This window comes from Phaeobacter cretensis (assembly GCF_047372505.1).
Taxonomy (GTDB): Bacteria; Pseudomonadota; Alphaproteobacteria; order Rhodobacterales; family Rhodobacteraceae; genus Phaeobacter; species Phaeobacter cretensis.
In genome coordinates, this window is sequence record NZ_JBKBEU010000001.1 from 2140973 (window position 1) to 2152004 (window position 11032).

Consider the following 11032-nt stretch of genomic DNA (forward strand, 5'->3'; position numbering starts at 1 on the left):
TAAACTATGTCTCAAGCTTTTGATTATTTTGTTGTATTTGCAGAGATGCGGACCGGGTCCAATTTTCTGGAGGCCAATCTGAACGCGCTGGATGGTGTCACGTGCCACGGCGAGGCATTCAATCCGCATTTTATCAGCTATCCTGATCGAGAGCAGACATTGCGTTGGACCCAGCAGCAGCGCGATCAAGATGCACTAGGATTTTTGGCGCAATTTCGGAGTGAGCCTGATGGGTTGCACGGGTTCCGTTATTTTCACAACCACGACGCGCGGGTTTTAGATAGTCTGCTCGACGATCTGCGTTGTGCCAAGATCATTCTGACCCGAAATCCGGCTGATAGCTATGTTTCGCACAAGATCGCCCAGAGCACAGGGCAGTGGAAATTGACAAACGTGAAACGTCGCAAGGATGGGCTGGCGACGGTCAATGCAGATGAGTTTTTTCATCATGTAGATCAGCTTCAGAAGTTTCAGATCACACTTCTGAACCGGCTTCAGAAATCTGGACAGACGGCGTTTTATATAGGGTATGAGGACCTTCAGGATCTTGATGTAATCAACGGTCTCGCCAAATGGTTGGGCGTGGACGCCCGGCTGGAACAGTTGGATGATAGTCTCAAGCCGCAAAATCCGTCCTCACTTGAGGTGAAGGTCGAGAACCCATCTGAACTGGACCGCGCTATTGCGCGCTTGGACCGCTTTAATCTTTCACGCACCCCGAATTTTGAACCTCGACGAGGACCCGGGGTGCCGGACTACGTCGCTGGGCAGCAGCTACCACTATTGTACCTGCCAATCAGTGGTGGACCAACTGCGGTTTTGAAGAACTGGATGGCCCAACAGGAGCCCGAGGGGCGTGATGGGCTGACTACGGGTATGAATCAGAAACAGTTGCGTCAGTGGAAGAGGGGTCACCCTGGCTTTCGCAGCCTGACCGTGCTGCGTCACCCTGCGGCCCGGTTACACCATGTGTTCAGCGCACGGGTGCTCGACGTTGGCCCCGGATCTCTGCGTCAAATCCGCAATCTGCTGCGCAACCAATACAAAGTGCCGATTCCTAAAGATCCTACAGTTGGAAACTATACGCGGGACCAACATCGTGCGGCTTTCGCGCGATTTGTTGAGGTGATTGGAGCGAATTTGTCTGGCCAGACAGGGTTTCGCACGGATGTGGCTTGGGCGACGCAGGCGCAGACTCTAGCGGGGTTCTCTGTAGTCCAATCGCCAGATGTGGTGCTGCGCGAAGACGATTTGACCACGGCGCTGCCGGATCTGGCGCGATGGCTGGGGCAGGCCGATACTACGACAATTGCTGAAGAGGCCGAGGCCGATCAACCATTCAGCCTTAGTGATATCTATGATGAGGATCTGGAGACGCAGATCGCTTCTGTGTATCAGCGCGACTATCTGCTGTTTGGCTTCGAGGCTTGGGCGGGCTAGACGGCGGATGCCTGCCCTAATTCAAGCCGCTTGGACCGACTGATCTTCGGTCAGAATTGTATAAAGCGTTGCCGGATCCGGGTTCGCCCGGAGTTTGGTGCAAAAGCTCTGTTCTCGCAATGTGCGCGATACGAGCGCCAGCGCCTTGAGATGTTCAACGCCGGCATCTTCTGGTGCGAAGAGCGCAAAGGAGATGTCGATGGGCTGACGATCTACCGCGCCAAATTCCAGCGGAGTATCCAGAACCAGAAATACGCCGACAACCTTGTCCAGGCCATCAAGTCGGGCATGGGGCAGGGCAACGCCGTGCCCTACACCAGTTGGGCCGAGGCTTTCGCGATCAAGCAAAGCCTCCACCGTAGGCTGCGCGGAGAGCCCATAGGCAAGCTGAGCAACGTCTGCAATTTCTTGAAACAGACGCTTTTTGCTCGATGCAGCGCCAAAGACACGGACGCCCTCCGGCTTCAGGATGTTAGAGATCTGCATACTTCAACTGCTCCGCTCAACTCACGTACAACGCCGTAAGGGTTATGGGTCGATCCACCCGATATTCCCGTCTTCCCGGCGATAGACGACGTTCAGGCCGTCTTTACCTTCTTTGCGAAACACCAGAACCGGGGCTCCTGCCAGTTCCATTTGCATCACAGCTTCACCAACCGAAAGGGATGGAATTTGCGTTTCCATCTCGGCGACGATGATTGGCTGCAATGATTCTGGTTCTGACTCGGTGCCGGCGTCTTCAGAGGCGAGGATATAAGAGCTTGCGCCCAAGAGTTCAACCGGCTCGCTCCGGTCGCGGTGGTGGTCCTTCAGCCGTCGTTTGTAGCGGCGAAGCTGTTTTTCCATTTTTTCGCAACAGGCTTCGAATGCTGCATAGATTTCAGTGGCATGCGCTTTTGCTTGCGCGGACAGACCGGTGGATAGGTGCACGGTTGTTTCACAAACATATTCATGCGCAGACCGCGAAAAGACAACATTGGCATCTGTCGGGCGTTCCGCATATTTTGCTACGGCCGCTCCAAGCTCCGATTGCACGTGTGTTTGCAACGCTTCGCCAATATCGATCTGTTTTCCGCTGATTTGGTAACGCATGTGATCTCCTTCACAAATAGACCTTCAAAACCAAGCCAAGGCCAAGCCCGGCTGCTCTCATTCAGTTTTGAAAGTGGGATTTAGGCAAAACAGTCGATTGCATTCGTCTGGACCTTGGTAACAAGGCTGGAGCGAGGACAGCATCGGAGTGCAGTTTTGCCATGGATCAATTCGATGCCAACGGGGCGGGAGAGTCAATGCAAATCGGCGTCAAACGGTTACCCAAATATGAGGAGGTGGCAAGTTTCCACCTGTTCTCAAATGGTTAAGCGTTAGCGCTATCCGAAGTAGATCGGTTGTAGATGAAAGCATATCCATGAAGTGACCGACAAGAGCCGTACGGCGGTAGGTCAGGAAATCCTGAAATTATCGCCCAGATAGACGCGGCGTACGTTTTCATTGTCCACGACTTCTGCAGGTGTGCCAGACATGAGCACTTTGCCGTCATGAAGGATGTAGGCGCGATCTACAATTTCCAGCGTTTCGCGGACATTGTGGTCAGTGATCAGTACCCCAATTCCACGTTTTTTTAGATCCCCAACCAGATGGCGGATGTCACCCACAGAAATCGGGTCTACCCCCGCAAAGGGTTCATCCAGAAGTAGGTACTTTGGATCTGCAGCCAAGCAACGTGCAATTTCAACCCGGCGGCGTTCCCCGCCAGATAGCGCCAGCGCAGGCGCACGGCGCAAGTGTTCGATCGAGAAGTCAGACAGCAGCTCTTCCAAACGTTCGCGTCGTTTGTGTGAATGCTTGACAGTAATGTCGAGTACGGAGGAAATATTGTCTTCCACCGATAGACCCCGAAAAATCGACATTTCTTGCGGCAGGTAACCAATGCCCATGCGCGCCCGGCGATACATCGGAAGGGTGGTGGCGTTCTGTCCATCGATCGTAACCGTGCCTGCCTCAGGAAACACGAGACCAGCGATCGCATAGAAGCTGGTGGTTTTACCTGATCCGTTAGGGCCGAGCAGTGCGACAACCTCACCTCGGTCCAGCGACATCGAAACGTCGCGGATCACCACCTTCTTGCTGTAGGATTTGCGCAGCTTTTCAATACGCAGGCCCGAGCTGCCCTCTGTGACTGTCAATTCTGGCTGCGTCATCAGTCGTTGCCAGCGTTCAGGATGGTTTTCACGCGACCGGACAGGCTTGCGGTACCCGTGGTCAGATCCACAACAAGTCGGTTCGAAGTTAACGTACCTGTGGATTGGCTGAGGAGAACATTGCCTGTCATGATCACTGTGCCGGCATCGATGGTGTATTCGGCCTTGTCAGCTTCGGCGGCATCGGGGCCATTCACAAGGATCACATCGCCGCTTGCTTCCAACCGCTCGACGCCGGTTTTGCCGTCTGCGTTCTGCTTGTAGATCACCAGCACGTCATTTGCCGATAGTCGCATTACGCCCTGAATAATCACAACGTCGCCGATAAACCGCGCAGATCCATCGGCCTGATTCACGTCCAGCGCTTCGGCTGTGACTTCAACCGGCTGCGACGGATCAGCCTTCACCGCCCCAAATGCGATGGATGTGGACTGCGCAGAGAGCCCTGTAGAAAACAGGACGGCGGGCAGGCAGAACATCAATACTCGCAGATACAACACTGTTTATCTTTCCGATTGTTGCGGGTCATATAGCAGCTTAACCCCGTTGTTGAAAACCATATGTACCGGCCCGCCTTCGGTTTTTGTGTCGATCTGCATGGCTCCTGCCGTAAGGTCACCAATGGCACCGGCAGCTTGAATAGGGCCGGGACTATCTGCCTGAACAGCACTTAGCGTCGTGTTCAATTCTTGTGTGGTGATGCGCAAACCATCATTGGTCAGGATTTCAACATCGCCGCGAAAACTTGCCATATCCTTATCTGGACGTAAGGAACCAGTCTCAGAATTAAGCATAATACGACCGCCATCGATCATCCTTATCTCTGCCTCAAGATTGACCGCGGTCGCAGGCTTGCCTGAGCCGCCGGGCCGGGCGATCGCAGCGGTCACCATTATTTCATCGCCCTGAGCAGTGGTGCCAGAAAAGAACGGGGCGGTGATCTGTTGACCACGCGTGCGGTCCTCCAGATCTTGCTGCGCGAACGGGATAACAGCATCGGTGTTCACGCCACGTGAAATAAGGAACATGGTAGACATCAGAGCCAGGGCCATCAGCGGTAACAGGACCTTTAAGTAGGCTACAAGGCGTGAATAACCATCCATTGGCTTACCGTTTTCCCTCAACCCAAGCCGACACGCAGACAGTCGTGGATATGCAGCAGGCCGACGGCCTGAGCGGTGTCAGCCTCCGGATCAACTACGAATAGGCATGTGATTTTGCGATCGTTCATGATGGCAACGGCTTCTTCAGCCAGTGATCCGGGGGCGATCGTAGTCGGCGCTTGGGTCATAACATCGGCAGCTGTTTTCTCGAGAAGCCCATCCATGTGGCGACGCAGGTCGCCATCGGTAATTATGCCCTGCAGTGTGCCCTCTGCTCCTGTGACACCGGCGACGCCAAATCCCTTTTGCGAGATTTCAATCAGCGCATCGGACATCGGGGTTTCGGCAGCAACGAGAGGCAACGCTTGTCCATCGTGCATCAGATCATCCACCTTGGACAGGCGGGCTCCCAATTTGCCACCTGGATGGAAGGCGCGGAAATTCTCTGGTCGGAAATCGCGATGTTTCATCAATGCAATAGCCAGGGCATCGCCCATCGCAAGGGTCAAAGTTGTAGAGATCGATGGCACCATTCCAAAGCCGCAGGCCTCACCCATTGCGGGAATCTGCAGGTGCACATCGGCCTCTTTCATCATTGTGCTGTCCATTCTGCTCGAAAGCCCAATAAGGGGAATGCCAAAGCGACGTGTAAAGGATAGCAGATTGGCCAGCTCAGGCGCCTCGCCCGAATTGGAGATCGCCAGCACCACATCACCTTTGGATAGCATCCCTAGGTCGCCGTGGCTGGCCTCAGCAGGATGCACGAAGTACGCTGGTGTGCCCGTTGATGCGAGGGTTGCAGCAATTTTGTGCCCAATGTGGCCGGATTTACCGATGCCGCTGACAATAATGCGCCCTTCGGCTTGCAATACAAGATCGACCGCCTCAGCGAAGCGTGCGTCCAGACCATCGGCCAGGGCGTCGAGCGCGCGGGCTTCGTCCTTGATGACCTGTCGTGCGGTGGTGAGGAATGTGTCTGAGCCGTTCATGAGTGTGCAAAAATATCGGTTTCGGGCCAGCCTGCGAGGTCAAGTTTGGCACGCATTGGCAGAAAATCGAAACAGGATTGCGCCATCTCGCTACGGTCTTCACGGTCCAGTCGTTTGTCCAGTGCGGCTCGCAGGCGGTGCAGATAAAGTACATCAGATGCGGCATAGTCCAACTGTGCGGTCGTCAGCTGTGGTGTACCCCAGTCGCTCATCTGTTGCTGTTTTGAGATATCGATGCCGATCAGATCTTGTGTCAGGTTCCTCAATCCATGGCGATCCGTATAGGTGCGCACCAGACGGCTGGCGATCTTCGTGCAATAGACGGGGGCAGCCAATGCGCCAAACGCATTGTACATGGCAGCAATGTCGAAGCGACCAAAGTGAAATAGCTTCAAGACGTTGGGATCTTCCAGCATCTTGCAAAGATTTGGTGCCTCGGTCTGACCTTTGGAAACCTGCACGATATGTGCATTGCCATCACCGCCCGACATTTGAATTACGCAAAGCCGGTCGCGATGTGGATTGAGCCCCATTGTTTCACAGTCGATCGCGACCACCGGACCCAAGTCTAGCCCATCAGGCAGGTCGTTTTGATAGAGGTTATTGGCCAAGAACACGATCCTTTGTCTTGCGAACGCAATAGGTTTGGCTCCGAAATAGGGGTTTCGGTTGGTAAACTCAACTCTCGCACAGGAAACATCCGGTGTTCATATCTCGCGAAGCAATCGCTAAGTCGAAGGATTTTGCAAATAGCTAGGTGGTTTGTTGATCGAACTGCATCCGCGACCGGCAGCGATCGCAAAATATCCAAGCACTGCGTATTATGTCGCTGTCGGGGATATGGTGCCCAGGAGAGGACTCGAACCTCCACGTCCATACGGACACTAGCACCTGAAGCTAGCGCGTCTACCAATTCCGCCACCTGGGCAAGTGTCGTGAAGGGGCGTATAAGCAGAAGTGTTAGAGGCGTCAAACGGAAAATTCACCGGTTTGAAGCGCGAGAATTCTACAGCGAGCTTGTGGTTTTACAGGGCGGGGAAATCACGTTCCACTACCAATAAGCTCAGATATGACAGCCGACTTTGCAGCTATCTTAAGATCAAATTTTTCGGGGATATGGTGCCCAGGAGAGGACTCGAACCTCCACGTCCATACGGACACTAGCACCTGAAGCTAGCGCGTCTACCAATTCCGCCACCTGGGCAGGTGTCGTGAGGGGGCGTATAAGCAGAACCGGCGGAGGCGTCAAACGGAAAATTGAAGGCGGTGATTGCGTGTTCTCAGGACGGCAGATTGATGTTCTGGCTGTGCATATCTGCGGTGCTCGCTGACATTGAAACCATGCTCGCTATCCAGGCTTCAGATGTTCCATGCCATGGGCCATATGGTTTGAACATACCGTCCGCGCGCGCTTTGCCTTCACGCTCTACTCCATAGGATCACCGGACACTACTTTGTATTTGGTCTCTAGTTATGTTGTGACGTCTTCCGGGGTGTCTACACTCTGCCGTATTAGCCACAGCTATGAACTTTGCATCGTGTGGCTGGTCCTGATTTTAGAATTGAGCCGGAGATTAATCAGTCTAAGGGCCAACAAAGCGGGACTATTGAATTGACTTGGGTCGATTTGCGCCTTGTTCGAAAGGGCCGGGGGCGGTAAATCGGATCAACAGCTAATGTAGGAGCCAAAAGATGTCCAAACTGGTCACGATCTATGGTGGATCCGGTTTTGTCGGCCGTTACATCGCGCGCCGCATGGCCAAAGAAGGTTGGCGTGTTCGAGTAGCCGTGCGCCGTCCGAACGAAGCCATGTATGTAAAACCCTACGGCGTCCCCGGTCAGGTTGAGCCTGTTCTTTGCAATATTCGCAATGATGCCTCGGTGGCTGGTGTGATGCAGGGCGCTGATGCGGTTGTGAACTGCGTTGGTATCCTGAACGAGCTGGGTAAGAACACATTTGATGCAATCCAGGCCGAAGGGTCAGCAAGGATCGCGCGAATCGCGGCCGGTCAGGGTGTTGGCTCAATGGTGCATGTCTCCGCGATAGGCGCAGACAAAGACAGCGATAGTGCATACGCCCGGTCCAAAGCCGAAGGTGAGGCGTCTGTGCTGGAGCATATGCCCGATGCGGTGATTCTGCGTCCGTCGGTCATCTTTGGAGCGGAGGACCAGTTCTTCAATCGCTTTGCTGCGATGACGCGTCTGTCGCCGGTTCTGCCGATCGCCCATGCCGACACCAAATTCCAGCCTGTTTATGTCGATGATGTTGCCAAGGCGGCTGTTGCCGCGCTTTTGGGTCGGGCAAAGCCTGGCGTCTATGAGTTGGGCGGCCCCGAAGCCAAGAGCTTTGGCGCTTTGATGCACCAGATGCTGGAGGTGATTGATCGCCGCCGCCTGGTGTTGTCGTTGCCCGGTCCGATTGCGAAATTGGTCGCGTTTGGCTTTGACATGATGCAAGCCGTCAGTTTTCAGTTGATTGAGAACAAGATGCTAACCCGCGATCAGTTGAAAAATCTTCAGGCTGACAATGTGGTTGCTGATGATGCGCAAGGATTCAAGGCGCTGGGAATTAGTCCTGTTTCGCTGGCGTCGGTTCTGCCAGACTATCTGTGGAAATTCCGTCCTGCTGGTCAATATACCGAGCTAATGGATTCAGCGCGTAATTTGCGCAACGATCTCTGATACAGTACGGATCTACCGGTTTAGAAAGCGCAGGTTTTGCCTGCGCTTTTTGCATTTCTGGGTGCCATCTCTGGACGGATGCTCACGCTTGATAGGCAATTGTCAGCAGAATCGTCCCAAGGATGACGCGGTAGATGACATAGGGGGTAAAGCTGACAGAACGCAGTAGTCGCATCATTAACGACAATGCCAGCAGGGCTGCCAGCATCGACAGAGCTGCTGCAATGGCCGCATCGCGGATTACTGCCGGATTGGCGTCTACTGCCACCTCAGTGCCAAGCAAGACACCTGAGGCCAAGATGGTCGGGATCGACATCAGCATCGAGAGGCGTGCTGCATCAATCCGGGCATATCCTAGCTGGCGTGCACCAGTTATCGTGATCCCCGACCTGGAGGTGCCTGGGATCAGAGCCAGCATTTGCCACAACCCCATGATCAGCGCGTCACGCGGCCCCCAGTCAGTGTTGCATTTGTGTGTAGGTCCAAACCGGTCCGCCACATACAGCACCACGCCAAAGCCGAGCATCGTCCAGCCAATGACCGTCATTGAGCGCAGCGCGTCACTCAACCCGCTGAAATGAAGAAAAGCACCAAACAGGACGGTCGGTATTGTGGAGATGATCAGCCCCATAGCCAGCCGTGAGCCCTGCGTATTTAGACGTCCTGTCAGGGCGCCAGGCAGGCCTGACAGCCCCTCGCGTACGTCCCGCCAGAAAAACAGCACCACCGCTGCGAGGGTTCCGACATGAACCGCGACGTCGATCACCTGTCCCTGATCTTCAAGTCTGGTCAGGCTTGGCAGGAGGATGAGGTGACCAGAGGAGGACACTGGCAGGAATTCCGTGATGCCCTGAATCAGGGCGATGAGGATCAGCTGAAAAAGCGGCATAGGGTCCGTCCAGTAAAGGGGTCCAGCAGGGATGGCAAAGAACGGCTTGCGTGTAAATCCGCTGATTTAGTCAGGTCGATTTGTAAATTAGTCCGAATCGGACCTAAAATGTCTGTACATTCCTGCTGTAAAGAGTATCAGAACATAACTACTGCCATTTTAGGTAAGTACTATTGACATTTAGTTCGCTACGCTCCGATTTATCATTTCTCGTAGCCAGCCCAATATGGAGTCCGTCCCGTGGCCAAGCAACCGATGCTTAAGTTCGTGCAGATTGATCGCGACATGCCCAGCAAACGCGCGGCAGATGATCGCAGGGAAGATTTCGATGAAATCTACGCGGAATTCGCAGCCGCCAAGGCCGAGGAGCAAGCCAGTCGCTGCAGTCAATGTGGCGTGCCGTATTGCCAATCCCATTGTCCCTTGCACAATAATATCCCGGATTGGCTGCAGCTGACGGCCACCGGTCGACTGCAGGAGGCCTATGAAACCAGTCAGGCTACCAATACTTTCCCTGAGATCTGTGGTCGTATTTGCCCGCAGGATCGCCTGTGTGAAGGCAATTGTGTGATCGAACAGTCAGGCCATGGAACGGTCACCATCGGTGCAGTCGAGAAATACATCACTGATACCGCCTGGGACAAAGGTTGGGTTCAACCCATCAAACCTGCTCAAGAGCGTGGCGAATCTGTCGGCATTATTGGGGCTGGTCCCGGTGGTCTGGCTGCAGCAGATATGTTGCGCCGCGCGGGTGTGAAGGTCACGATCTATGATCGTTATGATCGTGCGGGCGGTTTGCTCACCTATGGTATCCCCGGTTTTAAACTGGAAAAAGACGTCGTGATGCGTCGTAACCAATTGTTGGCCGATGGCGGGGTTGAGTTTGTGATGAACTGCAACATCGGTCAGGACATCAGCTTCGCCGACATCCGCGCCAAGCATGATGCCGTGATTATCGCCACCGGTGTGTATAAGTCTCGCGATCTCGAAATGCCGGGTTCCGGGACCGACGGTATCGTCAAGGCCATCGATTTTCTGACCGTTTCTAACAAAGCGTCGAATTTTGGAGATGCCATTGAAGAGTTCGATAACGGTACTCTGAACGCAAAGGGAAAGCGCGTTGTGGTTATTGGCGGTGGTGATACTGCGATGGACTGCGTGCGTACTTCTATTCGGCAGGGTGCGACATCGGTCAAATGTCTCTATCGCCGAGACCGTGCAAATATGCCCGGCTCACAGCGCGAAACCCAGAACGCCGAGGAAGAAGGCGTTGTGTTTGAATGGTTGTCAGCGCCCAAGGGCTTTACCGATGACGCGGGTAAGGTTGCAGGTGTGATGGTGCAGAAAATGCGCCTCGGCCAGCCGGATGCTTCAGGTCGCCAGGCTCCCGAAGTTATCGAAGGTGCAGATTATGTCGAGCCTGCAGATCTGGTGATCAAAGCACTGGGGTTTGAGCCTGAGGATCTGCCGACGCTTTGGGACCAACCGGAACTGCCGGTCACACGCTGGGGTACAGTTAAGGCGACATTCCTGACCGGCGCGACTGAAGTGGACGGCGTATATGCCGTCGGTGACATCGTACGCGGGGCGTCGCTTGTGGTCTGGGCAATCAAGGACGGGCGCGATTGCGCTGAGGCGATCCTTGATCGTTTCAATACTGCCGCCAGCAGCATGGCCGCCGAATAAGACAAATATTCTACCCGGCAGGTGCCGCCCTGAGGGCCGCCC

11 protein-coding genes and 2 tRNA genes are annotated in these 11032 nt (G+C 54.4%); 3 read left to right on the plus strand and 10 right to left on the minus strand.

The genetic code is table 11. From position 1 onward, the window contains the following. The first annotated feature begins 6 nt into the window (after positions 1-6). Positions 7-1440, plus strand: coding sequence for a nodulation protein NodH (locus tag ACEWZM_RS10255; protein WP_414006334.1), 1434 nt, complete (start codon positions 7-9; stop codon positions 1438-1440). Positions 1441-1461: 21 nt separating this feature from the next. Here ACEWZM_RS10255 and ACEWZM_RS10260 read toward each other — a convergent pair whose 3' ends face one another. From ACEWZM_RS10260 to ACEWZM_RS10300, 9 genes are all read right to left on the minus strand, one after another. Next, entirely contained in the window at positions 1462-1926 is a 465-nt protein-coding gene (locus ACEWZM_RS10260) for a PTS sugar transporter subunit IIA (protein ID WP_414006335.1), read from the minus strand. Positions 1927-1968: 42 nt separating this feature from the next. After that, entirely contained in the window at positions 1969-2532 is a 564-nt protein-coding gene (gene hpf / locus ACEWZM_RS10265; RefSeq protein WP_414006336.1) for a ribosome hibernation-promoting factor, HPF/YfiA family, read from the minus strand. 350 nt (positions 2533-2882) lie between these two features. After that, positions 2883-3641: an LPS export ABC transporter ATP-binding protein gene (gene lptB, locus ACEWZM_RS10270; protein ID WP_414006337.1), complete on the minus strand. Its 759-nt coding sequence runs from the start codon at positions 3639-3641 to the stop codon at positions 2883-2885. Then, positions 3641-4120 carry an LptA/OstA family protein gene (locus tag ACEWZM_RS10275; RefSeq protein WP_414008005.1) on the minus strand — a complete coding sequence of 160 codons (480 nt, stop codon included), beginning with the start codon at positions 4118-4120 and terminating at the stop codon, positions 3641-3643. The genes lptB and ACEWZM_RS10275 overlap by 1 nt, the downstream gene beginning before the upstream one ends. 24 nt (positions 4121-4144) lie before the next feature. Beyond that, a complete protein-coding gene (gene lptC, locus ACEWZM_RS10280) occupies positions 4145-4744 on the minus strand; it encodes an LPS export ABC transporter periplasmic protein LptC (protein ID WP_414006338.1) in 600 nt (199 codons plus the stop codon). 17 nt (positions 4745-4761) lie between these two features. Next, a complete protein-coding gene (locus ACEWZM_RS10285) occupies positions 4762-5733 on the minus strand; it encodes a KpsF/GutQ family sugar-phosphate isomerase (protein ID WP_414006339.1) in 972 nt (323 codons plus the stop codon). Beyond that, on the minus strand, positions 5730-6344 hold the full coding sequence (locus tag ACEWZM_RS10290; protein WP_414006340.1) for a ribonuclease D: 615 nt from the start codon (positions 6342-6344) through the stop codon (positions 5730-5732). Before ACEWZM_RS10290 ends, ACEWZM_RS10285 begins: the two co-directional genes overlap by 4 nt. A 230-nt stretch (positions 6345-6574) precedes the next feature. After that, a tRNA-Leu gene (locus ACEWZM_RS10295) sits at positions 6575-6661 on the minus strand. 189 nt (positions 6662-6850) lie between these two features. After that, positions 6851-6937, minus strand: a tRNA-Leu gene (locus ACEWZM_RS10300). Positions 6938-7425: 488 nt separating this feature from the next. Here ACEWZM_RS10300 and ACEWZM_RS10305 point away from each other — a divergent pair. Continuing rightward, the gene (locus ACEWZM_RS10305) at positions 7426-8415 is read left to right on the plus strand and encodes a complex I NDUFA9 subunit family protein (protein ID WP_414006341.1); all 990 of its coding nucleotides are present in this window, start codon (positions 7426-7428) and stop codon (positions 8413-8415) included. Positions 8416-8497: 82 nt separating this feature from the next. On the opposite strand, the gene ACEWZM_RS10310 is transcribed toward ACEWZM_RS10305, so the two are convergent. Continuing rightward, a complete protein-coding gene (locus tag ACEWZM_RS10310) occupies positions 8498-9304 on the minus strand; it encodes an undecaprenyl-diphosphate phosphatase (protein WP_414006342.1) in 807 nt (268 codons plus the stop codon). A 240-nt stretch (positions 9305-9544) separates the two neighbouring features. Here ACEWZM_RS10310 and ACEWZM_RS10315 point away from each other — a divergent pair, with 240 nt between their 5' ends. Continuing rightward, positions 9545-10990 (plus strand): NAD(P)-dependent oxidoreductase, encoded by a 1446-nt coding sequence (locus ACEWZM_RS10315; RefSeq protein ID WP_414006343.1) that lies wholly within the window; start codon positions 9545-9547, stop codon positions 10988-10990. Positions 10991-11032: the final 42 nt, after the last annotated feature.

Coding starts and splice junctions, on each gene's coding strand:
- ACEWZM_RS10275 (WP_414008005.1), bottom strand. CDS start 4,120: ATGTTCTGCCTGCCCGCCGTCCTGTTTTCTACAGGGCTCTCTGCGCAG.
- ACEWZM_RS10305 (WP_414006341.1), top strand. CDS start 7,426: ATGTCCAAACTGGTCACGATCTATGGTGGATCCGGTTTTGTCGGCCGT.
- hpf (WP_414006336.1), bottom strand. CDS start 2,532: ATGCGTTACCAAATCAGCGGAAAACAGATCGATATTGGCGAAGCGTTG.
- ACEWZM_RS10310 (WP_414006342.1), bottom strand. CDS start 9,304: ATGCCGCTTTTTCAGCTGATCCTCATCGCCCTGATTCAGGGCATCACG.
- ACEWZM_RS10285 (WP_414006339.1), bottom strand. CDS start 5,733: ATGAACGGCTCAGACACATTCCTCACCACCGCACGACAGGTCATCAAG.
- lptC (WP_414006338.1), bottom strand. CDS start 4,744: ATGGATGGTTATTCACGCCTTGTAGCCTACTTAAAGGTCCTGTTACCG.
- ACEWZM_RS10260 (WP_414006335.1), bottom strand. CDS start 1,926: ATGCAGATCTCTAACATCCTGAAGCCGGAGGGCGTCCGTGTCTTTGGC.
- ACEWZM_RS10255 (WP_414006334.1), top strand. CDS start 7: ATGTCTCAAGCTTTTGATTATTTTGTTGTATTTGCAGAGATGCGGACC.
- lptB (WP_414006337.1), bottom strand. CDS start 3,641: ATGACGCAGCCAGAATTGACAGTCACAGAGGGCAGCTCGGGCCTGCGT.